Origin of the sequence: Paraburkholderia sp. BR10937 (genome assembly GCF_040965695.1) — a bacterium.
Classification (GTDB): domain Bacteria; phylum Pseudomonadota; class Gammaproteobacteria; order Burkholderiales; family Burkholderiaceae; genus Paraburkholderia.
The window spans coordinates 1-24,324 of the sequence record NZ_JBFRCL010000030.1; the positions used below are offsets into that span (position 1 = coordinate 1).

Annotated in this window: 21 protein-coding genes and 1 pseudogene; 16 read left to right on the plus strand and 6 right to left on the minus strand. The window is 65.8% G+C overall.

Going from position 1 to position 24,324, the window contains the following annotated elements:
* The 11 genes and pseudogenes from AB4Y44_RS23835 to AB4Y44_RS23885 form a co-directional block, all read left to right on the plus strand.
* A pseudogene (locus AB4Y44_RS23835) lies at window positions 1–237 on the plus strand (MFS transporter); the annotation flags it as partial.
* Window positions 238–435: 198 nt separating this feature from the next.
* Window positions 436–1,155 (plus strand): GNAT family N-acetyltransferase, encoded by a 720-nt coding sequence (locus AB4Y44_RS23840; RefSeq protein WP_368701048.1) that lies wholly within the window; start codon window positions 436–438, stop codon window positions 1,153–1,155.
* On the plus strand, window positions 1,156–1,602 hold the full coding sequence (locus AB4Y44_RS23845) for a GNAT family N-acetyltransferase (RefSeq protein ID WP_342919699.1): 447 nt from the start codon (window positions 1,156–1,158) through the stop codon (window positions 1,600–1,602).
* Between the two features lie 201 nt (window positions 1,603–1,803).
* Entirely contained in the window at window positions 1,804–2,817 is a 1,014-nt protein-coding gene (gene deoC, locus AB4Y44_RS23850; protein WP_342919698.1) for a deoxyribose-phosphate aldolase, read from the plus strand.
* Window positions 2,818–2,830: 13 nt separating this feature from the next.
* The gene (locus AB4Y44_RS23855; RefSeq protein WP_368701049.1) at window positions 2,831–5,212 is read left to right on the plus strand and encodes an aldehyde dehydrogenase family protein; all 2,382 of its coding nucleotides are present in this window, start codon (window positions 2,831–2,833) and stop codon (window positions 5,210–5,212) included.
* Window positions 5,213–5,259: 47 nt separating this feature from the next.
* Window positions 5,260–5,739: an RbsD/FucU family protein gene (locus AB4Y44_RS23860; protein ID WP_368701050.1), complete on the plus strand. Its 480-nt coding sequence runs from the start codon at window positions 5,260–5,262 to the stop codon at window positions 5,737–5,739.
* Window positions 5,736–6,677 (plus strand): ribokinase, encoded by a 942-nt coding sequence (rbsK, locus tag AB4Y44_RS23865; protein ID WP_368701051.1) that lies wholly within the window; start codon window positions 5,736–5,738, stop codon window positions 6,675–6,677. The genes AB4Y44_RS23860 and rbsK overlap by 4 nt, the downstream gene beginning before the upstream one ends.
* A 39-nt stretch (window positions 6,678–6,716) precedes the next feature.
* Window positions 6,717–7,754 carry an ABC transporter permease gene (locus AB4Y44_RS23870; RefSeq protein ID WP_368701052.1) on the plus strand — a complete coding sequence of 346 codons (1,038 nt, stop codon included), beginning with the start codon at window positions 6,717–6,719 and terminating at the stop codon, window positions 7,752–7,754.
* Window positions 7,755–7,856: 102 nt separating this feature from the next.
* A complete protein-coding gene (locus AB4Y44_RS23875; RefSeq protein ID WP_069267015.1) occupies window positions 7,857–8,861 on the plus strand; it encodes an autoinducer 2 ABC transporter substrate-binding protein in 1,005 nt (334 codons plus the stop codon).
* A 73-nt stretch (window positions 8,862–8,934) separates the two neighbouring features.
* Entirely contained in the window at window positions 8,935–10,455 is a 1,521-nt protein-coding gene (locus tag AB4Y44_RS23880; protein ID WP_368701053.1) for a sugar ABC transporter ATP-binding protein, read from the plus strand.
* A gap of 29 nt (window positions 10,456–10,484) precedes the next feature.
* A complete protein-coding gene (locus AB4Y44_RS23885) occupies window positions 10,485–11,528 on the plus strand; it encodes an ABC transporter permease (RefSeq protein ID WP_368605139.1) in 1,044 nt (347 codons plus the stop codon).
* 54 nt (window positions 11,529–11,582) lie between these two features.
* Here the strand turns inward: AB4Y44_RS23885 and AB4Y44_RS23890 are convergent, their stop codons facing one another.
* On the minus strand, window positions 11,583–12,311 hold the full coding sequence (locus tag AB4Y44_RS23890) for a DeoR/GlpR family DNA-binding transcription regulator (protein ID WP_342919691.1): 729 nt from the start codon (window positions 12,309–12,311) through the stop codon (window positions 11,583–11,585).
* 250 nt (window positions 12,312–12,561) lie between these two features.
* Between AB4Y44_RS23890 and aldA the strand changes: the two genes are divergently transcribed.
* From aldA to AB4Y44_RS23910, 4 genes are all read left to right on the plus strand, one after another.
* A complete protein-coding gene (aldA, locus tag AB4Y44_RS23895) occupies window positions 12,562–13,983 on the plus strand; it encodes an aldehyde dehydrogenase (RefSeq protein WP_368701054.1) in 1,422 nt (473 codons plus the stop codon).
* A gap of 249 nt (window positions 13,984–14,232) precedes the next feature.
* Window positions 14,233–15,474 (plus strand): nitrate/nitrite transporter, encoded by a 1,242-nt coding sequence (locus tag AB4Y44_RS23900; RefSeq protein WP_368701108.1) that lies wholly within the window; start codon window positions 14,233–14,235, stop codon window positions 15,472–15,474.
* A 13-nt stretch (window positions 15,475–15,487) separates the two neighbouring features.
* Window positions 15,488–16,705, plus strand: coding sequence for a mandelate racemase/muconate lactonizing enzyme family protein (locus AB4Y44_RS23905; protein ID WP_368701055.1), 1,218 nt, complete (start codon window positions 15,488–15,490; stop codon window positions 16,703–16,705).
* A 17-nt stretch (window positions 16,706–16,722) separates the two neighbouring features.
* Entirely contained in the window at window positions 16,723–18,399 is a 1,677-nt protein-coding gene (locus tag AB4Y44_RS23910; RefSeq protein ID WP_368701056.1) for a GMC family oxidoreductase, read from the plus strand.
* Here AB4Y44_RS23910 and AB4Y44_RS23915 read toward each other — a convergent pair.
* The 5 genes from AB4Y44_RS23915 to AB4Y44_RS23935 all read right to left on the minus strand — a co-directional run bounded on the left by AB4Y44_RS23915 (window position 18,372) and on the right by AB4Y44_RS23935 (window position 23,498).
* Window positions 18,372–19,250, minus strand: a complete 879-nt coding sequence (locus AB4Y44_RS23915) for a LysR substrate-binding domain-containing protein (RefSeq protein ID WP_342919899.1) — start codon at window positions 19,248–19,250, stop codon at window positions 18,372–18,374. The genes AB4Y44_RS23910 and AB4Y44_RS23915 overlap by 28 nt on opposite strands.
* An 87-nt stretch (window positions 19,251–19,337) precedes the next feature.
* Window positions 19,338–20,510 carry an MFS transporter gene (locus tag AB4Y44_RS23920; RefSeq protein WP_368701057.1) on the minus strand — a complete coding sequence of 391 codons (1,173 nt, stop codon included), beginning with the start codon at window positions 20,508–20,510 and terminating at the stop codon, window positions 19,338–19,340.
* 10 nt (window positions 20,511–20,520) lie between these two features.
* Entirely contained in the window at window positions 20,521–21,345 is an 825-nt protein-coding gene (locus AB4Y44_RS23925) for a betaine/proline/choline family ABC transporter ATP-binding protein (protein WP_342919686.1), read from the minus strand.
* 89 nt (window positions 21,346–21,434) lie between these two features.
* A complete protein-coding gene (locus tag AB4Y44_RS23930) occupies window positions 21,435–22,400 on the minus strand; it encodes an ABC transporter permease (protein WP_368701058.1) in 966 nt (321 codons plus the stop codon).
* A 60-nt stretch (window positions 22,401–22,460) separates the two neighbouring features.
* Window positions 22,461–23,498 carry an ABC transporter substrate-binding protein gene (locus AB4Y44_RS23935; RefSeq protein WP_342919684.1) on the minus strand — a complete coding sequence of 346 codons (1,038 nt, stop codon included), beginning with the start codon at window positions 23,496–23,498 and terminating at the stop codon, window positions 22,461–22,463.
* A 285-nt stretch (window positions 23,499–23,783) separates the two neighbouring features.
* Here AB4Y44_RS23935 and fae point away from each other — a divergent pair, with 285 nt between their 5' ends.
* Window positions 23,784–24,305: a formaldehyde-activating enzyme gene (gene fae / locus AB4Y44_RS23940; RefSeq protein ID WP_342919683.1), complete on the plus strand. Its 522-nt coding sequence runs from the start codon at window positions 23,784–23,786 to the stop codon at window positions 24,303–24,305.
* Window positions 24,306–24,324: the final 19 nt, after the last annotated feature.

The window sequence follows — 24,324 nt, forward strand, 5'->3', positions numbered from 1 at the left end:
GCGAGCGTGGCCGAACTGGCCGACCCGGACTCGGTCGGCACGCTGCTGACCGCGCAGACCTGCGCGGGTTTTCTGCTCACGCTGGTGAGCATTCATCTCGTGCCGTACGCGGTGGCGTGGCTGGGATGGCCGGGCGGCTTCGGCATGCTGGCCGTGGGACCGGCGCTCGGCTGTGTGGCGATGCTGCGGCTGCGGCGGCATCCCGATGCGGTGCGTCTTGCGGGCGGGCGTCGGTGATCCGCAAGGGGCCCATGCGGGCGGAAATCGAAAAGCAGAGGAAAACTGAACAATCAAAAGTGCGCGACGCGATGTGCCGGCGAGCGTGCTGCGTGGTTCCACGCTCCCTGCCGTTCGTGGACCTTTCCACAGAACCACGACATGCGGTAACTTAACGCGGATATTGGTTGCGTCCCGCGCAAGAGGAGCTTGTCACGCATGTCCGCAAGACTGAACGAATTCCAGCAGCCCATAGGCGACCCTGTCACCGGCTGGCAGCCGCGCGAACGGCCTGCGCGTATGACGATCGAGGGCCAGTTCTGCCGCATCGAGCCGATCGACCTCGACCGTCACGCCGTCGATCTCTTCGGAGCCTACGGCACCGCGGCCGACGGCCGTGACTGGACCTACCTGTTCTCCGAACCCTTCACCGACTTCGCCGCGTTTCGCGAGTACCTCGCGAAAGCGGCTGCATCGAGCGACCCGTTCCATTACGCCGTGATCGACCGCGCGAGCGGGAAGGCCGTGGGCACGTTCGCGCTCATGCGCATCGAGCCGGTGCATGGCGTGATCGAAGTGGGCAGCGTGACGTTTTCGCCGCGCCTGAAGCAAACGCCGCTTTCCACCGAGGCGCAGTATCTGCTGATGCGCTACGTGTTCGACGACCTCGGCTACCGGCGCTACGAATGGAAATGCGACAGCCTCAACGCGCCGTCGCGCAAGACGGCGCTGCGTCTGGGCTTCCAGTTCGAGGGTATTTTCCGCCAGGCGATCGTGTACAAGGGCCGCAACCGCGACACCGCGTGGTTCGCGATCATCGACCAGGACTGGCCGCTCGCGAAAGCCGCGTTCGAGCAGTGGCTCTCGAAAGAGAACTTCGACGCGCAAGGCCAGCAGCGCGCGTCGCTTGCCAGCTTGAGAGAAGCGGCAGCGTCCTGAATGTCCGGGGCGATCCTTATCCGCGACGTCGCGCCCGCCGACCGCGACGCGTGGTTCGATCTTTGGGCGGGCTACAACGCGTTCTACGAGACGAGCGTCGCGCCGCACATCAGCGAGCGAACCTGGCAGCGCATGCTCGATGCGAACGCGCCGGTGTTCGCGCGCGTCGCCGAAGTCGAGGGGCGGCTGGCGGGATTCAGCCTTTGCGTGCTGCATGAAGGCACATGGGTCGATGCGCCCATTTGTTACCTCGAGGACCTGTTCGTCGATCCCGGTTGCCGCGGCCAGGGCATAGGCAGGCGGCTCATCGAAGACCTCATCGCACTGGCGCGTTCGCGCGCATGGTCGCGTCTTTACTGGCATACGCGCGAGGACAACCCCGCGCGCAAGCTCTACGACGAATTCGCGCAAGCCGACGATTTCGTACGGTATCGGTTGCAGTTCTAAACCACTCTCAGGATGAGACGCGCGCGTGCGCGCAAACGCAGGCCCCGGGCGAAAGCCGAACGCGCGGGCCGGCGTTGCCACGTCTCGAGCCCGATAGATAGGATTGTAACGAGTATTGTCACGATCGTTTCATCGGTATAGGATGGGTGCGAATAAACCACCACGGTTTGATGTGCATTGCACAAATTCGCCTCCCAGCCTATGTCAGAAGCCTCAACGAATTCGCTCGTCGTGCTGCGCGGCGCGCCCGCCCAGCATGCTGCGCATGTCGCGCGCAACGCCGGCGTGGCGTTCGACGCGGCGTGGCTCGACGCCTTGCGCGTCAACCAGTCCGCCGTCGAGCGGCGCACGGCCACGCTCGGCACGCGCCGCGCGGTCAAGAAGGACGCGCAGGCCGCGTGGCTCCTGAAGGCCATCACCTGCATCGATCTCACCACGCTCAACGGCGACGACACCGAAGGCCGCGTGCGCCGCCTGTGCACGAAGGCGCGCCACCCCGTGCGCGCCGACCTGCTCGCGGCGCTTGGCTTCGCGCCCGATGCCATCACGACGGGCGCGGTGTGCGTGTACCACCGCTTCGTCGCGGCAGCGGTGGACGCGCTGGCGGGCAGCGGCATTCCCGTCGCAGCGGTCTCCACCGGTTTTCCAGCGGGCCTCAATCCGCACGCGCTCAAGCTCAAGGAAATCGAGGCCTCCGTCAAGGACGGCGCCGAGGAAATCGACATCGTCGTCACGCGCGAGCACGTGCTCACCGGCAACTGGCGCGCGCTCTACGACGAAGTACGCGAGTTTCGCGCGGCCTGCGGCGAGGCGCATCTGAAGGCGATTCTCGCCACGGGCGACATTCGCGTGCTGTCGAACATCGCCCGCGCGTCGGTGGTCTGCATGATGGCGGGCGCGGACTTCATCAAGACGTCCACGGGCAAGGAGGGGGTCAACGCCACGCTCGACGTCTCGCTGGTGATGGTGCGCATGATCCGCGAGTACCGCGAGCGCACTGGTGCGCTGGTGGGCTTCAAGCCTGCGGGCGGCGTATCGAATGCCAAGACCGCGCTTGCGTACCAGATCCTCATGAAGGAAGAGCTGGGGCGGCCCTGGCTCGAGCCCGAGCTGTTCCGCTTTGGCGCGTCGAGCCTGCTCGCCGACATCGAGCGCCAGCTCGAACACCATGTGAGCGGCCGCTATTCCGCCTTCCACCGCCACCCCGTAGCCTGAGCAGACCATACCGATGAGCGTAGCCGAGTATTTCCGAACGATGGATTACGGTCCCGCCCCCGAGGACGATCAGCCCGTGCGCGCGTGGCTCGCGCAGCACGAGGCCGCGTTTGGGCATTTCATTGACGGCGCGTGGCGCGAAAGTGCCGATGGTGCGCGCTTCGAAGTGCGTGCCCCCGCCACGGGCGAGGCGCTTGCCGCCGTTGCTCAGGGCGGCGCGGCGGATGTGGCGGTGGCCGTCGCGGCGGCGCGCGCGGCGCAGCCCGAGTGGTACGCCATGGGCGGCGCGGCACGCGCGCGGCATCTTTACGCGCTCTCACGCATGGTGCAGCGCCACAGCCGCCTCTTCGCCGTGCTGGAAGCGCTCGACAACGGCAAGCCGATTCGCGAGGCGCGCGATATCGACGTGCCGCTCGTGGCGCGCCATTTCCTCCATCACGCGGGCTGGGCGCAGCTTCAGGAGAGTGAGCTGGAAGGCTGGTCGCCGCTTGGCGTGATCGGCCAGATCGTGCCGTGGAATTTCCCGCTGCTGATGCTCGCGTGGAAAGTGGCGCCCGCCATCGCACTCGGCAACTGCGTGGTGCTCAAGCCAGCCGAATACACGCCGCTCACTGCGCTCCTGTTCGCCGAACTGGCGCATCGCGCCGGCCTGCCCAAGGGCGTGCTCAACGTGGTGACGGGCGACGGCAGCACGGGCGCGGCGCTCGTCGAGCATCCCGGCGTCGACAAGATCGCCTTCACTGGCTCGACCGAAGTGGGCCGCCTCATCCGCACCGCCACGGCCGGCACGGGCAAGTCGCTCACGCTCGAACTGGGCGGCAAGTCGCCGTTCATCGTGTTCGACGACGCCGACCTCGACGGCGCCGTGGAAGGCGTGGTGGACGCCATCTGGTTCAACCAGGGCCAGGTATGCTGTGCGGGCTCCCGGTTGCTGGTGCAGGAAGGCGTCGAAGCGCGCTTCATCGAGAAGCTCAAGCGCCGCATGGCGACGCTGCGCGTCGGCCTCTCGCTCGACAAGGGCATCGACATTGGCGCGATCATCGATCCGGTGCAGCTCGAACGCATCGAGTCGCTCGTCGAAGCCGGACGGCGCGAAGGCTGCAACGTGTGGCAGCCGCGCGAAGTCGAGCTGCCGTCGGGCGGCTGCTTCTATCCGCCGACGCTCGTGACGGGCATCGGGCCCGCCTCGACGCTCGCGCAGGAAGAAATCTTCGGGCCGGTGCTCGCGGCCATGAGCTTTCGCACGCCGGAAGAGGCCGTGGCGCTCGCCAACAATTCGCGCTATGGCCTCGCCGCGAGCGTGTGGAGCGAGACCATCGGGCGCGCGCTCGATATCGCGCCGCGCCTGCAATGCGGCGTGGTGTGGATCAACGCGACGAACCTCTTCGACGCGAGCGTGGGCTTCGGCGGCTACCGCGAGTCGGGCTTCGGGCGCGAGGGCGGCCGCGAAGGCGTGTTCGAGTATCTGAAGCCGGCCGCATGGAGCAAGCTGCCGATGCGCGCGCAACGTGAAGTGCGCCCCCCGGCACCAGACTTTCCGCACGCGGGCACGGGTCTCGATCGCACTGCGAAGCTATTTATCGGCGGCAAACAGGTGCGGCCCGACAGCGGCTATTCGCACGCCGTCTACGCGCCGAACGGCGAATGGGTGGGCGAAGTGGGCGCGGGCAGCCGCAAGGACGTGCGCGATGCCGTTGCCGCCGCGCGCGGCGCGGGCAAGTGGACGCAGATGAGCACGCACGCTCGCGCCCAGGTGCTGTATTACCTCGCGGAAAACCTCAGCGCGCGCGCCGATGAATTCGCGCAGCAGCTCACGCGCCGCGCGGGGCACGACGCGCGCGCGGCCGGGCGTGAAGTGGAGATGGCCATCGACCGGCTGTTCAGCTATGCGGCGTGGGCCGACAAGTTCGATGGCGCGGTGCATACCCCGCCGTTGCGCGGCGTCGCGCTCGCCATGCACGAGGCGCTGGGCGTGGTCGGCATCGCTTGCCCCGACGAAGCGCCGCTGCTCGGTTTCGTTTCGCTGATCGCACCGGCGCTCGCGATGGGCAATCGCGTCGTGGCGCTGGCGAGCGAGGCGAGCCCGCTGGCGGCAACGGACTTCTATCAGGTCGTGGAAACCTCGGATGTGCCTGCGGGCGCACTCAACATCCTGACCGGCGAGCGTGCCGCGCTGCTGCCGGCCCTCGCGAAGCACGACGACGTGGATGCGCTCTGGTGCTTCGGCACGGCGGCCGATTCGTCCCTCGTGGAGCGCGAGTCGGTCGGCAATCTGAAGCGGACCTTCGTCGATCACGGCCGCGAGGTTGACTGGTTCGACCGGACGAGCGCAGGATTGCCGTTCCTGCGCCATGCCGTGCAGGTGAAGAACATCTGGATACCGTACGGCGACTGAGCGCTTCGAAAGAGAGAGACGCCAAGCCCATATCGGAGGAGACAAACATGCTGAAGAATCTCGACCCGCTTCTGAACGCCGATGTCCTGCAAGCGCTGCGCGCGATGGGTCACGGCGACGAACTCGTCGTTTGCGACGCCAACTTTCCCGCCGACTCCGTTGCGCGCGCCACGGTGCTCGGCAAGCTCCTGCGCATCGACGGCGCCGATGCGCCCCGCGCCGTGCGCGCGATCCTCTCCGTGCTGCCGCTCGACACCTTCGTCGAAGCCCCGGCCATGCGCATGGAAGTGGTCGGCGAACCCGACACGATTCCCACCGTGCAGCACGAAGCGCAGGCCGAAGTCGACGCCGCGGAAGGCCGCGCCGTGCCGTTCGCGCCCATCGAGCGTCATGCGTTCTATGCGCGTGCCCGCAAGGCCTACTGTGTGATCGCCACGGGCGAAACGCGCGGCTACGGCTGCTTCGTGTTCACCAAAGGCGTGCTGCTCGCACCCGACGCGCCGCGCGCGAAGGAGCAGGGCCAATGAGCGGACGCGTCGTCATCCTCGGCATCTATGTGACCGATCTCGCGTTCCGCGCGAGCCGCATGCCGATGATCGGCGAGACGCTCGCCGGATCGGCATTCGCGATGGGACCGGGCGGCAAGGGCTCGAATCAGGCCGTGGCCGCCGCGCGCGCGGGCGCGCAAGTGGTGTTCTGCACGCGCGTGGGCAACGACGCGTTCGGCGACATCGCGCGCGCGACGTGGGCCGCCGAAGGCATCACGGCGCGCACCCGGGCCGTGGACGGACTGGCCACGGGCGCGGCGCACATCTTCGTGGACGACACGACCGGCATGAACGCGATCATCGTCGCAGCGGGCGCGGCGGCGACGATGGAGCCCGGCGACGCCGAAGCGATCGAAGCCGATATTGCGGCCTCCCAGGTATTCGTCACGCAGCTGGAACAGCCGCTCGCGGCAGCGCGGCGCGGCCTCGAACTCGCGCGCCGGCATGGCGTGAAGACGGTATTCAATCCGGCGCCCGCCATGGCGCTGCCCGACGACATCTTCCCGCTGTGCGACTACATCACGCCCAATGAGACCGAGGCGCAGGCGCTCACGGGCATCGAGATCCGCAATGCCGACGACGCGCGCCGCGCCGCCGACGTGCTGCTCGCCAAGGGCGCGGGCGCGGTCATCGTGACGCTGGGCGAAGCCGGCGCGCTGCTCCACACGCACGATGCATCGGTCTTGCTACCCGCCTTCAATTGCGGGCCGGTAGTGGAAACGGCGGGTGCCGGCGACGGCTTCACGGGCGGTTTCGCGGCGGCGCTCGCGCGCGGCGACGACGCGCTCACGGCCACGCGCTTTGGCTGCGCGCTGGCGGGCATCTCCGTCACGCGCCCCGGCACCGCGCCCTCCATGCCGCGCAAGGAAGAAGTCGACGCCATGCTCGCACGCACGGCGAACGCAGATGTCCATTGAGCATTGCCAGGTGAAAACACACCGCAAAGGATGAGGTCCATGAAGTCTGCACTCTTTGTCAAATGGTTCGGCGACCGGCAGTTGAACTTCCTGCTGGCCGTGAACCTGCTGGTCGTGCTGGTCGCGGTCTGGGTGTCGCGCGGGCAGTTCGTCGGCATCGACAACCTGCAGTCGATGGGCGCGCAACTGCCCGAAGTCGCGCTGCTCGCGCTCGGCATTATGCTCTCCATGCTGTCGGGCAACGGCGGCATCGACCTTTCCGGCGTGGGGCTCGCGAATCTCTCGGGCATGATCGCCGCGCTGGTCGTGCCGCGGCTCGTGAGCGGCGACGATTCGCCCGCGCTGTATACGGCGCTCTTCTGCGTGATCGTGTTGTGCATGGGCCTCATCGGCGGCCTGCTGAACGGTGTGGTGATTGCGCGCCTCGGGCTCACGCCCATTCTCTGCACGCTCGGCACGCAGCTGCTTTTCACGGGCTTCGCGGTGGCGCTCAGCAACGGCGCCTCCGTGCACGTGGACTACGTCGAACCGCTCGCCGATATCAGCAACGGCACGTTCTTCCAGGTGCCGATCTCGTTCCTGCTATTCGTGGCCGTCGTCGTGCTGCTGGGCTGGCTGCTCAGGCGCACGCCGTTCGGGCTGCGCCTCTACCTGATGGGCACGAACCAGCGCGCGGCGTTCTATGCCGGCATTCCGCGCGCGCGCATGCTGGTCATGACCTACGCGATGTGCGGCGTGCTTGCCTCGCTCGCGGGGCTCGTGAGCGTTTCGCACACGCTCAGTGCGAAATGGGACTACGGCAATTCGTATTTGCTGATCGCCATTCTCATCGCGGTGATGGGCGGCGTGAATCCCGCGGGCGGTTATGGACGCATCATCTGCGTGTTCTTTGCCGCGACGGTGCTGCAATTCCTTTCGAGCCTCTTCAATCTGATGGGCGTTTCGCAGTTTTTCGGCGACTGTGCCTGGGGCTTCCTGCTGTTGCTCTCGCTCGCATTCGCGGGCGGCGAGCGGGTACGAGCGATTTTCGGTCTCGGTGGCTCCGCGTCTGCCGGCAAAGGGCGGACCTCGGGCTGACGGGCTGAACCGTGTAGCAGGCGGGCCTCGAGCCTCGGAGGTCCGCCGCCATCTCTTTCGGGGCGAAGGCTAATCGGCTATAAAAAAACGGAGACATCGAACATGAAGATCAAGCGACTCAGTGTGGCAATCACGGCGTGTGCACTTGCCGCTGGCATGGCGGCCGTGGCGTACGCGGCGGAGAACCCGACGATCGTCACGGTGGTGAAGGTGACCGGCATCAGCTGGTTCAATCGGATGGACGACGGCGTCAAGGAATTCGGCAAGGACAACCCGAAAGTTTCGGTCTACCAGACCGGGCCGGGCCGCGCGGACGCCGCGCAGCAACTGAAGATCATCGACGACCTGATCGCGAAGAAAGTGAGCGCGATCGCCGTCGTGCCGTATGACCCGCCCACCCTCGAGCCGGCGCTCAAGAAGGCGATGGACCGCGGCATCAAGGTCGTCACGCACGAAGCCGACAACGAAAAGAACACGATGGTCGACGTCGAGGCGTTCGACAACTCCGCCTACGGCGCCGCGCTCAACGACCGCCTCGCCTCGTGCATGCACGACGATGGCAAGTGGGCGACGATGGTCGGCTCGCTCGGCAGCCGCTCGCAGGTTCAGTGGGCCAATGGCGGCATCGACAACGCGAAGAAGAAGTTCCCGAAGATGCAGCTCGTCGAGACCAACCTCGAAACCAACAACGACGGCGAGCACGCGTATGAAGTGGCCAAGGAAGTGCTGCGCAAGCACCCGGACATCAAGGGCTTCCAGGGCTCGTCGTCGCTCGACGTGATCGGCATTGGCCGCGCCGTCGAGGAAGCGGGCCTGCAGGGCAAGATCTGCGTCTATGGCACCGGCTTGCCGACCGAGGCCGGCAAGTACCTCGAAAGCGGCGCGATCAACGGCATTGCGTTCTGGGATCCGAAGCTGGCGGGCATCGCCATGAACAAGATCGCGATGATGCTGATCGACGGCAAGACCGTGGAGAACGGCGCGAACCTCGGCCTGCCGGGTTACGAGAAGGTCACGGTGTCGAAGGGTCCGGGCAAGGGCATCATCGTGCGCGGCCAGGGCTGGGTGAGCGTCGACAAGTCGAACTACAAGCAATACAACTTCTGATCGGGAGAAGGTGGCGCGCGCAGCGGGCTTGCAGCCCGGCGCGCGCTTCGTCGTAACGTCACGAAGAGACGACATGGCTTCAGAACCGTTATTGCAGGTGCTCGGCGTGCACAAGCGCTTCACCGGCGTGCACGCCTTGCGCGGCGTGACGCTCGCGTTCGAGCGCGGGCAGATCTATCACCTGCTCGGCGAGAACGGGTGTGGCAAGAGCACGCTCATCAAGATCATCTCCGGCGCGCAGCCGCCCGACGAAGGCGAACTGATGATCGACGGCGCGCGCCACGCGCGGCTCACGCCGCTCGAATCGCTCGCGGCCGGCATCGAGACCGTGTATCAGGATCTTTCGCTGCTGCCCAACATGAGCGTGGCCGAAAACATCGGGCTCACGACCGAGCTCGCTGAGCACGCGGGACGTCTCGCGCGCACGTTCGACCGCCGCGAACTCGCCCGCACGGCCGAGCGTGCGTTGAAGGCCGTGGGCCTGCCGGGCGACGCCGAGTTTCAGGCGACGCTCATCGAACAGCTGCCGCTCGCCACACGCCAGCTCGTGGCGATTGCGCGCGCCATTGCGAGCGAGGCGAAATTCGTCATCATGGACGAGCCCACGACTTCGCTCACGCAAAAGGAAGTGACCAACCTCATCGCCGTGCTCGGCCAGTTGCGCGCGCAGGGCGTGACCGTGCTGTTCGTGAGCCACAAGCTCGACGAGTGTTATGCGATCGGCGGCGAAGTGATCGTGCTGCGCGACGGCCAGAAAGTGACGCAAGGCCCGATCACGAACTACACCAAGGCACAGTTGAGCGAACTGATGACGGGCCGCGAACTCTCCACCGAACGCTACCGCAACGCAGCGGCCGAAGCCGAGGTGCTGCTCGACGTTCGCGGCCTCGGTCGCGCGGGCCTCTTCAGCGACGTGTCGTTCAAGCTGCATCGCGGCGAGATTCTCGGCGTGACGGGCCTGCTCGATTCGGGCCGCAACGAACTCGCGCGTGCGCTTGCGGGCGTCGCGCCCGCCGATGCGGGCGAGATCGAGCTCGAAGGCCGCGCGATCAAGCTTTCGACACCGGGCGACGCGAGGCGCGCGCGCATTGGCTACGTTCCGGAAGACCGCCTGAACGAAGGCCTTTTCCTCGACAAGCCGATTCGCGACAACGTGATCACGGCGATGATCGCGAGCCTGCGCGACCGCTTCGGCCAGATCGACCGCACGCGCGCACGCGCGCTGGCCGAAAACACCGTGAAGGAACTGCAGATCGCCACGCCCGATGTGGACAAGGCCGTGCAGTCGCTCTCGGGCGGCAACCAGCAACGCGTGTTGATTGGCCGCTGGCTCGCCATCGACCCGCATGTGCTGATCCTGCACGGGCCGACCGTGGGCGTGGACGTCGGCTCGAAGGACATCATCTATCGCATCATGCAGCGGCTCTCGAAGCGCGGCATCGGCATTCTGCTCGTCAGCGACGACCTGCCCGAGCTGCTGCAGAACTGCGACCGCGTGCTGATGATGCGTAAGGGCCGCCTCGCCGAAGAGCATCACGCCGATGATCTGACCGAGGCCGAGCTGTACCGCGCGCTGCTTGCAGAGGCAGCCTGAATTCCGCGTAACGTTTTGCCGGATACCGCATGAGCATGAATCAGACAATGAGCACGTCGTCCAACACCGTCGAAGTCGCGCGCCAGAGCGTACCGCTCAACTGGCGCGCGAAGCTCGCCCGCAACCCCGAATGGTTCACGGCCACGCTGATCGTCATTACCTGCGTGATCGTCGCTTCCATCAACCCGCGCTTTTTCCAGTGGGCCACGCTGTTCGATCTGCTGCACTCGGCCACGATCACGTCGCTGTTCGCGCTCGGCACGCTCGTCGTGCTGGCGTCGGGCGGCATCGACGTGTCGTTCACGGCGATCGGCGCGCTCACGATGTACTCGATCACGAAAGCCGTGTTCGCGTGGTGGCCCGATGCGCCGTTCGCGCTCATTCTGCTCACGGGCGCCGTGGGCGGCATCGTGCTCGGTGTGATCAACGGCATGCTCGTGCACCGGCTGCAGGCGCCCTCGCTGATCGTGACGATCGGCACGCAATATCTCTATCGCGGGCTGCTGCTCACCTTCGTGGGCACGACGTTCTTCATGAACATCCCGCACAGCATGGATCACTTCGGCCGCATTCCGCTCATCGCCTACAAGACCGCCGACGGGCTCAATGCGGTGCTGCCGGTTTCCGCGATCGCGCTCGTGGCCGGCGCGCTTCTCACGTGGTGGCTGCTCAATCGCACGATGATGGGGCGCGGCGTCTATGCCATGGGCGGCAGTACGGCGATTGCGGAGCGGCTCGGCTTCAATCTGCGCGCGATCCGCTTGTTCGTGTTCGGCTATACGGGGTTTCTCGCCGGCGTGGCAGGCATTTTGCATGTGGCGAACAACCGGCTTGCCAATCCGTTCGACCTCGTGGGTTCGGAACTCGACGTGATCGCGGCAGTGATTCTGGGCGGCGCGCGCATTACGGGCGGCAGCGGCACGGTCGTGGGCACGCTGCTCGGCGTGGCGCTCGTCACGCTCATCAACAACGTGCTGATTCTCGTGGGCGTGCCGAGCACGTGGCAGAAGGTGATCGTCGGCGCGTTCATTCTGGTGGCCGGTACGCTGTTCGCGCTGCGCCGGCGCGGCTGAGCCGGCAGGCTAATGAAGCGACCGGCGCCGCGCAGCCGGCCGGCGCACATGCGCTTATGCGCTGTGCGCGCGCAGCGTCTGGCCTTTCTCGGTGATGACGGAGTTGAAGTCGTCGAGCTGGGAAAAGCGCCACGCCTTCACGATGCCATACTTGCTGGCATCCACAACGAGATGGCTTTCCACGGCGCTGGCCATGGCGGCCTGCTTGAGCGCCACTTCGTGGAAGTTCCAGCACGTCACACCGCGCGCGGCGTCCACGCCGCCTGCTGAAATAAACGCCTTGTTGATGCCCATGCGGCGCAGCGTTTCCAGGCTCTCCTCGCCGGCGAACGAGTCCGACGACGGCACATACACGCCCCCCAGCAGGATCATGCGCACATTGGGCATGCGCCGCAGAATCTCGGCCACGTTGAGCGAATAGCACACCGCCGTGATCTGCAGCTGCGAAGGGATGAGGCGCGCGAGCGCGGCAAGCGTCGTGCCGCAGTCGATGAACACGGTGTCGTTCTGCGCGATGAGCCGCGCCGCGTGCGCGGACGCTTGCGCCTTGGCCTGCGCGAAGTGGTCCTTTTCGTGTTCGAGCGAGTAGCCGGCGGTATTGGGCACGTCCTGCGCGCTCACGATATAGCCGCCCAGATACGTGAAACGCTCCGGATTCGCGGCGATGTCGCGCCGCACGGTCATTTCGGAGACACCAAGCACGCTGGCTGCATCGCGCAGATGCATGACGTTGTGTTTTGCGAGCGCGTCGGCAAGGGCGCGCAGCCGGTCGGTTTTGGCCATGGAGTGGGTGCTGCGCCGGAGTGTGCTGCGTTCCGGCGAACGTTAGATTTGTTTCGTACGCTTGAGCGAATTATAACAAGCAAGGCGTGCGATGGCCACGCGCTTTGGCGCCTGCCGCCCCGCGCCTGCTTCACCGAGCATGCGTTTTTCGCATGCTCCGCTCGACAATTAATCGTTTGTGGCGTCCCGATGCCGCACGGATACTGCCCTTTCTCATGACGCGGCGGCAACGCCAAACCGGCAGCAATCCATGCGATCAGACCTCAATTTCATCAACGGGCAGTTCGTCGGCGCCGAAGGGCCGCAGATCGCTGTCCATAACCCGGCAACCGGCGACCCGATCGGCCACGTGAGCGTCGCGAGCGCCGCCGACGCAGTGCGCGCGGTCGTGGCCGCCAGGGCCGCGCAGCGCGCCTGGCGCAAGCTGCCCGCCGCCGAGCGCGGCGCGATCCTGAACCGTTTCGCGGACGCAATCGTGGCGCGCGCGCCGAAAATCGGCGTGGCGCTTGCCGCCGAGTCGGGCAAGAGCGTCGCGGACGCAACCGCCGAGGCGCAGTACGCCGCTGAAATCCTGCGCTACCACGCGCAGTGGGCGCGCCGCATCGAAGGCGAGGTGATTCCGAGCGACAGCGCGAACGAAAACCTCATCCTCATGCGCGAGCCGATCGGCGTGGCCGCGTGCCTGATTCCGTTCAATTTCCCGGTGTACACACTGCTGCGCAAGGTCGCGCCGGCGCTGATCACGGGTAACGCGGTGGTCGTGCGGCCGAGCAACAACACGCCGTGCTCGGCGTTCGAAGTGGCGCGCGCCGCGCAGGAAGCCGAACTGCCCGCGGGCATTTTCAACGTGCTGGCCATGGATCACGACACCGCCGCCGTGCTTTGCACGCACACGGATGTCGGCATGATCACGCTCACGGGCAGCGTGAGCGCGGGCCGCAAGGTGCTCGACTACTGCAAGGAAAATATCGCGAAGCCTTCGCTGGAGCTGGGCGGCAAGACGCCCGCGATCATCGAAGACGATGCCGATCTCGAAGCGGCCGCAACGGCCATCGTGCGCTCGAAAACCACGCACTGCGGCCAGCTTTGCACGGCGATCGAACGTGTGTACGTGCACGCTTCGGTGCATGACCGCTTCGTCGCGCTGCTACGCGAGAAGATGAGCGCCGTGCGCTTCGGCGACCGCGCCGAAGACGCTACCCGGATGGGTCCGCTAGTGAGCGCGAGCGCACGCGCGGCGATCCACGCGATGGTCGAACGTGCGGTGGCCGAAGGCGCGAAGCTCGAAACGGGCGGTTACGTGCCCGAAGGCAAGGGTCATTTCTATCCGCCGACTTTGATCACGCATTGCCGCCAGGACATGGAGATCGTGCAGGAGGAGATCTTCGGTCCGGTGCTGCCGGTGCTTGCGTACGAGACGCTCGACGACGCGCTGCGCATGGCCAACGATCACCAGTTCGGCCTGTCGTCGGTGCTCTTTACGGAGCGCTACCGCACGACCCTGCGCGTCGCGAACGAGATCGAAGCCGGCGAACTGTACGTGAACCGCACGCCTGCGGACCCGTATCAGGGCTATCACGCCGGCTGGAAGCGCTCGGGCCTCGGCGGCGACGACGGCAAGCACGGCATGCTCGAATTCACGCAGACACGCCTCGTCGTGATGCCGTTCTGATCGTTCGACATACTGATTAACCGCAGAAGCGGTGCCTCTCGAATCGGGCGCCGCAGTTAAAGAAAAAAAAACGCCTCGCGCGGCCAACCTTCCGCGCGCCGGCGTCAGCCTTGCATGGGACCAGAGTAAGTGCTTTGCACTAACTCTGGTCGACAGGAGACAATCTTGCAGAAGTCCATCGGAAAACCCAATGCGCCGGCGCTGCCGTGCGCCGAAACCCCATCGCTCACGCCCGCCGCATCGGGCTCCATGCAGCGCTACGTGCAGTTGCTGTTGCTCGTGCTCGCCGCAGGCGGTATCTATCCTCTGCTGTATCTGCGTCAGGTCTACCAGACCACGATGCTCGATGTCCTGCACATCGACAACGCGCAGCTCGGCTACCTCTACTCGGTGCTCGGCATCGTATTCTTCGTTTCCTATCTGCCGAGCGGCTGGCTCGCCGACCGCGTCGCACCGCGTCTGTTGATCTGCTTTTCGCTCATCGGCACCGGCGCGCTTGGCCTCTGGTACTCCACCGCACCCTCGTTCCATGCGCTGCTCGTGATCTTCTGCCTTTGGGGCGTCACGACCGGCCTCACGTTCTGGGCCTCGGTGCTCAAACGTGTGCGCATGATCGCTGGGGCGAACGAACAAGGCCGGTTTTTCGGGCTGCTCGATGGCGGACGCGGGCTCGTCGAAGCCCTGCTCGCCACTGCCGCGCTCGCGCTCTTCGCCGCCGCGACTGGCTCGGGACGCGGTGAAGCGGTGGGCCTGCGTCACGTGATCTATATGTATTCCTTCACGTGTATCGCACTCGGCGCGTTGATGAGCTTCTTCAAGGATCCCGCGCCCGCGCAGGCCGAAACCAGGTCGGTCGAAGTGAATGCGAACGGTTCGCTGTGGCGCGATCTCGCGACGCTCGCCGCGATTCCGCAGCTCTGGCTCATGGCGGCCGTGGTGTTCTGCGGCTATCAGATTTTCTGGGCGACTTACAGCTTCTCCGCGTATCTCCAACAGGGCGAGATGCATATGACCGTCGTGGCGGCCGGCATGGTCACCACCGCGAAGCTCTGGATGCGCCCCATCGGCGGCATTGGCGGCGGTTTTCTCGGCGACCGCCTGTCGAACCTGCGCGTGCTGATCTGGGCGCTGTTCCTCGCCGTCGCGGGCCTGATCGGTCTGATCGTGCTGCCCGCGCTGCGCAACATGGTGCTGCTCGGCGCGGTGGTGCTGTTCATCGGCCTCATGACTTACGCGATTCGCGGCCTCTACTGGACGCTGCTCGACTACTGCGCGATTCCCATGCGCATCACGGGCCTCGCCATCGGTCTCGTTTCGCTGATCGGGTATTCGTCGGACATCTTCCTGCCGCTCGTGAACGGCTATATCACCGAGCACTACGCGGGCATGCTCGGCTACCAGATCTATTTCGCCTATGTCGCCGCCATCGGCACGCTCGGCGGTATCGCCGCGCTCGTGCTCAAGCGCATGACCCATTCCAAACCTGCCTGAAACAGCCTGAACCATGAAAGTCGTTGCAATTGAAACGAACGTCGTTGCCGTGCCTCCTCCGCACCTCGGCGGCATGTACTGGATCTTCGTTACGCTGAAAACGGATTGCGGCATCGAAGGCGTGGGCGAGATCTACGCCGCCACGTTCCATCCCGACGTGATGGTGAGCGCGATCGAAGACGTCTTCACACGCTATCTGCTGGACCACGATCCGCACCGCGTCGAGCGCCTGTTCCGCGAAGCCTATTCGAGCGGCTTCACGCAGCGCCCGGACCTCACGATGATGGGCATCGTGAGCGGCCTCGAAATGGCATGCTGGGACATCATCGGCAAGGCGGCGGACAAGCCTGTGTACGAATTGCTCGGCGGCATGGTAAACGAGCGCCTTCGTTCGTACACCTACTTGTATCCGAAGAACGCGAAGGGCGAATACGATTACGACGACCCCGATCTCGCCGCCGAATGCGCCGCCGAGAACGTGAAGCGTGGCTTCACCGCGGTCAAGTTCGATCCGGCGGGTCCGTACACCGCTTATTCGGGCCATCAGCTTTCGCTCGAAGTGCTCGACCGTTGCGAAATGTTCTGCCGCAAGGTGCGTGAAGCGGTGGGAAGCAAGGCCGATCTGCTGTTCGGCACGCATGGCCAGATGGTGCCTTCCTCGGCGATCCGGCTGGCGAAGCGGCTCGAAAAATACGACCCGCTGTGGTTCGAGGAGCCGGTGCCGCCGGGCCAGGAGGAGGCCATCGCCAATGTCGCAAAGCACACGTCGATTCCCATTGCCACGGGCGAGCGCCTCACCACCAAATACGAATTCCACAAGCTGCTACAGGCGGGCGGTGCGTCGATCCTGCAACTGAACGTCGCGCGCGTGGGCGGCCTGCTCGAGGCGAAAAAGATCGCGACGCTCGCCGAAGTGCACTACGCGCAGATCGCGCCGCATCTCTACAACGGGCCCATCGGCGCGGCGGCGAGCATTCAGCTCGCGGCCTGCACGCCGAACTTCCTGATTCAGGAAAGCATCGGCACGTGGGACGGTTTCCACGCGCAAGTGCTCAAGCAGCCTATCCAGTGGGAAGACGGCTACATCATCCCGTCGAAGGCGCCGGGCCTGGGCGTCGAACTCGACATGGACGTCGTGCGCGCGCACTCGCCTTATACGGGCAAGCGTCTGCATCTGCAGATGGCGAGCCAGCCCGCCGACGTGCGCGATACCTCGCCCGCACGCGGCTGATCTGCCGGAGCACTCAGATGAACTACGACTACATCATCGCCGGCGCCGGTTCGGCGGGCTGCATTCTCGCGGAACGGCTCTCCGCTTCCGGGCGTCATTCGGTGCTGCTGCTCGAAGCGGGCGGACCCGACGATTCGTTCTGGTTCAAGATCCCGATCGGGTTCGCCAAGCTGTACTACAACAAGCAGTACAACTGGATGTATTACAGCGAGCCGGAGCCGGAGCTTGCCGGCCGGCGGATCTACGCGCCGCGCGGCAAGGTGCAGGGCGGCTCGGGTGCGATCAACGCCATGATCTACGTGCGCGGCGCCGCGCGCGACTACGACGACTGGGCCGCGGCGGGCAATGCGGGCTGGTCGTACCAGGAAGTGCTGCCGTACTTCCGCAAGCTCGAATCGCATCCGCTGGGCGACACGCCCTGGCACGGCGCGAACGGCCCGGTGCGCATCACGCCGATGAAGGAAGGCGCGCATCCGGTATGCCGCACCTTCGTCGAAGGCTGCACGCAGCTCGGCTACGAGCGCAACGACGACTTCAACGGCGCGCGGCTCGAAGGCGTGGGCATCTACGATGTGAATACGCGCGACGGCAAGCGCGATTCGAGCAGCGTGGCCTACCTGCATCGCGCGGGGCAGCGCTCGAACCTGAAGTTCGAGCATCATGCACGCGCCACGCGTGTGCTGTTCGACGAGGCTCAAAAACGCGCCATCGGCGTGGAGATCGTGCAGCAAAGCGTGAAGCGCACGTTTCGTGCAAATCGCGAAGTCATCGTCGCGGCCGGCGCGGTCGATTCGCCCAAGCTGTTGCAGCTATCGGGTGTGGGCCCGCGCGAACTGCTCGCGAAGCACGGCATCGACGTGGTGCACGAGCTGCCTGCGGTGGGGCAGAACCTGCAGGACCATCTGTGCGTGAGCTTCTACTATCGCTCGCGCGTGAAGACGCTCAACGATTCATTCGGCAGCTGGACGGGCAAGCTGAAGTTCGGGCTGCAATACGTGTTGCAGCGCAAGGGTCCGTTCTCGATGAGCGTGAACCAGTCGGGCGGCTTCTTCCGCACGAGCCAGGACGAGGCGCACCCGAACATGCAGGTGTACTTCAATCCGCTTTCGTACCGGATTCCCAGATCGAACCGGGCGCAGCTCACGCCGGAGCCGTACTCGGGCTTTCTGCTCTGCTTCAATCCTTGCCGGCCCACGAGCCGCGGCTCGGTCGAGATCGCTTCGGCGAACGTGGAAGACGCGCCCAAAATTCGCGGCAACTATCTCTCGACGCAGAAGGACCGCGACGAGGCGATTGCGGGCAGCCGCCTCGTGCGCAAGCTGATGACGGCGCGCGCGTTGCAGGGCATCACCGAAGCCGAGGTGACGCCCGCGGGCGAAGTGACCGACGACGCGAGCATGCTCAAATTCTTCCGCGAGCAAAGCGGTTCGATTTATCACCTGTGCGGCTCCTGCGCGATGGGGCCGGACCCGCGCACGTCAGTGGTGGACGCACGCCTGCGCGTGCATGGCATCGAAGGCTTGCGTGTGGTGGATGCGTCGATCTTCCCGAACATCACGTCGGGCAACACCAACGCGCCGACCATGATGGTCGCAGAAAAAGGCGCGGACATGATTCTGGAAGACGCGGATCAGGCGATTGCCGCACAGGCCGTCGCGCAGGGCCGTCAGCGCATGGCCGCAATTTCGTCCTGAAGCCATTGCCGGAAAAGCCGGAGCGGCTTCGACGCCTTCTGTTCGGGCCGCACCACGAACCAGTAGGACTGGCGGCCGTCCACGTGGATGTCGCGCACGGGCGCAAGCAGCCCCTGGGCCAGTTCGTGTTCGATCATGTGGCGGTCGGCCATCGTCACGCCGAGCCCTTCGATGGCCGCGCAGATCGCATGATCGAGCAGGTCGAATTCGTAGCCGCCCGAGGTGTCCACGTCTTCGATGCGCGCCGCGTCGAGCCAGTGCCGCCACGTGAGATAGCGCTGGTTGTCGCCCGCGAGCACGTGCAGCAAGGTGTGCTGCGTGAGATCGATGGGCCCTTGCGCAAGCAGCGCGGGCGCGCACACCGCGATGTGCGATTCGTGCATCAGCAGCGAGCTGTCGAGGCCTTCCCATTCCCCATCGCCAAAGCGGATTGCGCAGTCCAGCGCCGTCGAATCGGCCAGACTGTCCCGCAGATGCGTGGTGAGGCTCAGTTCGAGCTCGGGATGCCGCGCCTGCAGGCGCGTGAGGCGCGGCACGAGCCAGCGGCTCGCGAAGGTGGGCGGCGCGTTCACGCGCAGGCGGTTGAGGTCGCTCTTCTGCTGGATCGTGCGCACCGTCACTTCGATGCGGTCGAACGACTGCTGGAGCGTGCGCAGCAGCGCACGCCCGGCTTCGGTCAGTTCGAGCCGGTGGTGATGGCGCTCGAGCAGCGCCTCGCCAAGCTGTTCTTCGAGCTGGCGCACCTGGCGGCTCACCGCGCTCTGCGTCACGTTCAGCTGCTCGGCGGCGCGGGTGAAGCTGCCGCTCGTGCCTGCCGCCTCGAACGCCTTCAGGGCGTTCAGCGCCGGCATCTTTCGCTTCAAGGTCGTCTCCTCGCTCCGGGCGCCTCGAAACGACGCCTCCTGCAAACGACGCAGTATACCGGCCCGCGCCGCCATTCAGACGCCCCGCGCGCGTGACAGCGCCGCGAGCGCGAGCGTGACGACGAGCGCGAACACATAGAGCCCGCCCGCCCCCAGAAGACGCATGAACAGCGAAGCGACGGTGGGACCGGCCGCGCCGCCGAGCGAGAAGACGAGCAGCAGCGTCGCGCTTGTCTGCACGCGCCGCGTTTGATCGACACGATCGTTCACGTCGGAGACGATCACGCCGTAGAGCGTGAACGTGAGCGCGACGTAGAGAAACAGGATCGTATCGACGAGAACCGGCGCGCGCAGGATGGCGAGCGCCGCGGCCGCGCACGCGGAGACGAGCGAGATCAGGCCGAGCGTAGTGCGCCGCCCGAGCCGGTCGGAGAGCCGCCCCACGGGCCATTGCGAAAGCAGCGCGCCGATCAGCACGACGCCCATGGCGCGCGAAATCCCGCTGGCCGGATAGCCGATGCGCGCGAGATACACCGGCGTGAGCGCATAGAACGCGCTGGAAAGCAGCCCCGCGCCGACGCAGGCCGGCACGCTGCGCGGCGCGACGCGATGCAGTTCGCGCAGGCCGTCGAGCAGCAGCGTGGGGCGCTTCGGCGTGGCGAGCGCGGAAGCCGGCGCCGTGGCCGCAGCCGCGGGCGGAGCGGCTCCGGCCGACTGCCACTCGCCGATCAACGCCACGGGTATGAGCGCGGTCACGAACAACCCGTTCATGAGCGCATGCTCGAAAATGCCGCCGGGCGCGCCCACGCCCAGCAGGAACTGCCCGGCGCTCACGCCGAGATACGTGAGCACGAGATAAAGGGCAAACGCGCGCCCGCGGCGTTCGTTCGGCACGGCCCCGTTCACGCCGCTTTCGATCGAGGTGAACACGCCGACCATGCTGAAGCCGGTGATTAGCCGTAGCACGGCCCAAATGTCAGGGGAATCGAACGAGAGGTAGCCGAGCGCCGCGAGTGCGGCGAGCGCGCCAAAACCGATGAAGGCGCGCTGCGGCCCGATGCGCCCGACGATCGGGCCGAGCCCCAGCGCGCCGATGATGAAGCCGACGTAATAGCACGATTGCACGAGGCCGACGTCGAGCGCGGTGCGCTCGCCGTGCAGCATGCGCAGCGAGATCAGCGTCGTGAGGAGGCTGTTCCCGCAAACGAGGATCGTATAGCCGCCCAGCAGGCCGATGAGCGCCCGCATGTACGGCGGCTTAGTGCGTCGTCCCGGCGCGGCGCTCGACGAAGCGCCGCACGTAGTCGTCGGCGGGGCGGTGCAGGATGTCGTCGGGCGAGCCGCACTGGATCAGGCGGCCGTCGCGCAGGATCGCGATCTGGTTGCCGATGCGCAGCGCCTCGTCGAGGTCGTGCGTGATGAACACGATGGTCTTCTTGAGCGTGGCCTGGAGTTCGAGCAGCTGGTCCTGCATTTCGGTGCGGATGAGCGGATCGAGCGCGGAGAAGGCTTCGTCCATCAGCAGCACGTCGGTGTTCGCGGCGAGCGCGCGGGCGAGGCCCACGCGCTGGCGCATGCCGCCCGAAAGCTCGTCGGGATAGTGGTCCGCGTAACCCGCGAGGCCCACCTTGCCGAGCCATTCGCGCGCGCTCGCGTGCGCCGCCGCCCTTTTTTCGCCGCGCGTGGCGAGGGCGTACGCGGCATTGTTGAGCACCGTCTGGTGAGGCAGGAGTCCGAAGCTCTGGAACACCATGCTCACGCCGTAGCGGCGCAGATCGCGCAGGCCGTTGTCGGAGAGCTTGAGCACGTCCCTGCCGTCGATCAGGATCTCGCCCACGGTCGGCTCGATGAGCCGGTTGAAATGGCGCACCAGCGTGGACTTGCCCGAGCCCGAAAGGCCCATGATCACGAAGATCTGGCCCGAGCCGATCGACAGGCTCACGTCGTTGAGCCCGACGTTGCAGCGCGTCTTCTCGAGGACCTCGGCTTTGCCCGCGCCGCCGCGCAGCAGTGCGAGCGCGCGCTGGCTGGCTTCGCGCGTGCCGAAGATCTTGTAGACGTTCTTGACTTCGATGCCGCTCATGATCGTTACCTCATTCCATGCTCAATGCGTATGCGGGACGCGCCGGCCGGATTTCCGCCATTGTGCCGGCGCTTTTGCCTGCGCGTTCGTTACTTGGCCGGCTGGCTCGTCAGGTCGCTGCTACCGGTCGCGTCGGCGCGCTCGCTCTCCTGTTCGCGAACGCGGCGAAACGGAATGCGCGAGGGCTGCTTCGATTTGCGCGCGAGGCCGCGCGTGCGCCGGCCCTGCCCGTAACTCTGGCTGATGCGATCGATCACGATCGCGAGAATCACGATCGCGACGCCCGCCTGCGTGCCCTTGCCCACGTCGAGCGTCTGAATGCCCGCGAGCACGTCTTCGCCAAGACCGCGCGAGCCGATCATCGAGGCGATCACGACCATGGAAAGCGCCATCATCGTGGTCTGGTTGATACCGGCCATGATGCTCGGCCGTGCGAGCGGCAACTGCACGCCAAACAGCAATTGCTTGCGCGTGGTGCCGAAGGCGCGCGCGGCTTCGACGATTTCCGCATCCACGTGGCGGATGCCGAGATCGGTCAGGCGAATGAGCGGCGGCAGCGCATAGACGACCGTGGCGAGAATCGCGGGCACCTTGCCGAGGCCGAACAGCATGAGTACCGGAATCAGGTACACGAAGCTGGGCAGCGTCTGCATGACGTCGAGCACCGGCAGCAGCACGCGGCGCAGCCCGCTGCTCGAAGCCGCGAGGATGCCGAGCGGCACGCCGAGCACGACCGAGATGAGCGTGGCGACGACCATCAGCGCGAAGGTCTGCATGAGCTTGTCCCACAGCCCGAAGCAGCCGATCAGCCAGAGCAGCACGACGAACAGCAGCGCCACACCGATGCGCCGCGAGGCATGCCAGCCGAGCAGGCCCACGGCTGCCAGCACGACGACGGGCGGCGTGGCGCGCAGCAGGCTTTCGAGCGGCACGAGCAGGTCGCGCAGCATGAGCACGCTGAAATTGTGGAACGCGTCGCCGTAGCGCTGCACGAACGCGGCGACCTGATCGTTGACCCAGTCGGCGATCGAGAGGTGAAGAAAGGGAGATCCCATGGTGAGCCTCATTCTGCGTGTGTCATGTGATGCGTACCGTCGTGCGGCCAGTGTCGGTGCTTACGTGCGCAGGCCGGCCTGCACGCGCGCCGCGACTTCCGGCGTGACCCATTGCTTCCAGATTTCCGGATGCTGCTCGAAGAACGTGCGCGCGACCGTGGAGGCGTCGAGTTTCTTGTCGTGCATCTGCTGGACCAGTTGTTCATCGAGCGTGAGCGGCAGGCTCACCTTGTCGAAGAACGCGACGGCGTCCGGCTCGGCGTCGTAGAACGGCGTGGAGACCGCGACCTTCAGATGCGAGACCTTGAAGGCGGAGGCGCACGGCGCGCCCTTCGGGTCGGCGATGGTGTCCCAGCAGGCGTCGGAATACGGCGCGCCCTCGAGTTGCACGAAGTGGTACTTCGCCATCAGGCCGGCGGGCTGCCAGTAGTAGAAGAGAATGGGCTTGCCGCGCTCGTAGGCCGAGGCGATGGCCGCGTCGAGCGCGCCGCCGGTGCCGGGGCGGAAGTTCGTGTAGTCGTCGCCGAGCTTGTAGGCCGTGAGCAGGCGGTTGTTGAAGCGCTCGCAATCCCAGCCGGCGGGGCAGTTGTAGAAACGGCCCTTACCGGGTTCTTCGTCGTCCGTGAAGAGGGATTTGTACTGCGGCAGTTGCGCGACGGAGCGCAGCTGCGGCGCCATGGGCTTGATGCCGCGCTTCGCGTCGCCGTTGATCACGTAGTCGGGGACGTACCAGCCTTCCTTGTCGCCGCCGGGAATCAGCTCGCCCACGAGCTTCACGCTGCCGTCCTTCAAGCCGCGCGCGACGATGGGGCTGCGGCCCGTCCAGTGCTCGGCCCATACCTGCAGGTCGTTCTTCGTGAGCGCCGTTTCGGTGGCGGCCGTGGCGCCGGGCACGACTTCGGTCTTGCAGCCGTAACCCTTCTCCAGCACCGTGCGCACCACTTCGGTCATCAGCGCGCCGCTTTCCCAGGTGATTTGCGCGAGCTTCACGGTTTTTCCCGCCTGGCACCAGCCCGGGGCTGCAAAGCTGCTCGTGGCCGCGCAGGTCAGCGCGAGGGCGGCGGCAATACGCACGCCTGCCAGCGTGATACGTCTCATGTCGTCTCCAGTGATTGGAATTGTATGCGCGGGCCAGCGTGCGGCCGCCGCTTTTCGAATCAGTCCGACCAGAGTCTAGCCGTGGCATTTCGGGTTGCGAAGCAACGAATAGTCATCGATGCATTACCTGTTCTCATGCCACTTTCATCACGCGAATGATGCATGCGAGAGCGATGACTGCGCGTCATGCCCCCATGAGATTTCATAGCTTTTGGGCGCTTGCGGCGTGTGCTGGAATGCGTCTGGCCAAATTCGAACTCGTGTACACAGGAGACGGAGTCAAACATGAAAGACCTGCAAGTCTATATCGGCGAAGGTTTCGCTGGACCAGGCGTAAACGCTGCCCACATCAACATCATGATCGGCCCGCGCAACGGCCCGGTGGGGCAGGCGTTTACGAACAGCCTGTCGTCGCCTTCGCAAGGGCACGTGCCATTCATGGTGGTGGCGCAGCCCAACGTGCCGGTCAAGCCTGCCACGCTGTACGTGAACAAGGCCGACATTCGCGGCGACCTGCACGGCAACGCCACGTGGGGCGCCTCGCAGGCGGCCATCGCGAAGGCGGTGATGGAAGCGATGCTCGACGGCACGCTGCCGCCGCAAGCGGAGAACGAATGGTGCATCGTCACGGCGAACTGGGTGAACTGGTCGTGCGACGACCTCGACGCCGTGTACGAGAACAATTACGTGGCCTGCAAGACGGCCATTCGCGCGGCGATGAACGGCCTGCCGTTGCTCGACGACATTGCGAAGATCAAAGATCAGATCAGCAATCCGTTCTACACGCCGAAGGCCAAAGCGGCCTGAGCCGCGCCACACGTTACAG

Bases quoted from the DNA above. Each gene is read 5' to 3' on its own strand.
- AB4Y44_RS23840 (WP_368701048.1), top strand. From the start codon at position 436: ATGTCCGCAAGACTGAACGAATTCCAGCAGCCCATAGGCGACCCTGTC.
- AB4Y44_RS23920 (WP_368701057.1), bottom strand. From the start codon at position 20,510: ATGCGGGCGCTCATCGGCCTGCTGGGCGGCTATACGATCCTCGTTTGC.
- rbsK (WP_368701051.1), top strand. From the start codon at position 5,736: ATGAGCGGACGCGTCGTCATCCTCGGCATCTATGTGACCGATCTCGCG.
- AB4Y44_RS23925 (WP_342919686.1), bottom strand. From the start codon at position 21,345: ATGAGCGGCATCGAAGTCAAGAACGTCTACAAGATCTTCGGCACGCGC.
- AB4Y44_RS23935 (WP_342919684.1), bottom strand. From the start codon at position 23,498: ATGAGACGTATCACGCTGGCAGGCGTGCGTATTGCCGCCGCCCTCGCG.
- AB4Y44_RS23905 (WP_368701055.1), top strand. From the start codon at position 15,488: ATGAAAGTCGTTGCAATTGAAACGAACGTCGTTGCCGTGCCTCCTCCG.
- AB4Y44_RS23870 (WP_368701052.1), top strand. From the start codon at position 6,717: ATGAAGTCTGCACTCTTTGTCAAATGGTTCGGCGACCGGCAGTTGAAC.
- AB4Y44_RS23845 (WP_342919699.1), top strand. From the start codon at position 1,156: ATGTCCGGGGCGATCCTTATCCGCGACGTCGCGCCCGCCGACCGCGAC.
- AB4Y44_RS23885 (WP_368605139.1), top strand. From the start codon at position 10,485: ATGAGCATGAATCAGACAATGAGCACGTCGTCCAACACCGTCGAAGTC.
- AB4Y44_RS23890 (WP_342919691.1), bottom strand. From the start codon at position 12,311: ATGGCCAAAACCGACCGGCTGCGCGCCCTTGCCGACGCGCTCGCAAAA.
- deoC (WP_342919698.1), top strand. From the start codon at position 1,804: ATGTCAGAAGCCTCAACGAATTCGCTCGTCGTGCTGCGCGGCGCGCCC.
- AB4Y44_RS23860 (WP_368701050.1), top strand. From the start codon at position 5,260: ATGCTGAAGAATCTCGACCCGCTTCTGAACGCCGATGTCCTGCAAGCG.
- AB4Y44_RS23855 (WP_368701049.1), top strand. From the start codon at position 2,831: ATGAGCGTAGCCGAGTATTTCCGAACGATGGATTACGGTCCCGCCCCC.
- AB4Y44_RS23875 (WP_069267015.1), top strand. From the start codon at position 7,857: ATGAAGATCAAGCGACTCAGTGTGGCAATCACGGCGTGTGCACTTGCC.
- AB4Y44_RS23930 (WP_368701058.1), bottom strand. From the start codon at position 22,400: ATGGGATCTCCCTTTCTTCACCTCTCGATCGCCGACTGGGTCAACGAT.
- aldA (WP_368701054.1), top strand. From the start codon at position 12,562: ATGCGATCAGACCTCAATTTCATCAACGGGCAGTTCGTCGGCGCCGAA.
- AB4Y44_RS23915 (WP_342919899.1), bottom strand. From the start codon at position 19,250: ATGCCGGCGCTGAACGCCCTGAAGGCGTTCGAGGCGGCAGGCACGAGC.
- fae (WP_342919683.1), top strand. From the start codon at position 23,784: ATGAAAGACCTGCAAGTCTATATCGGCGAAGGTTTCGCTGGACCAGGC.
- AB4Y44_RS23900 (WP_368701108.1), top strand. From the start codon at position 14,233: ATGCAGCGCTACGTGCAGTTGCTGTTGCTCGTGCTCGCCGCAGGCGGT.
- AB4Y44_RS23910 (WP_368701056.1), top strand. From the start codon at position 16,723: ATGAACTACGACTACATCATCGCCGGCGCCGGTTCGGCGGGCTGCATT.
- AB4Y44_RS23880 (WP_368701053.1), top strand. From the start codon at position 8,935: ATGGCTTCAGAACCGTTATTGCAGGTGCTCGGCGTGCACAAGCGCTTC.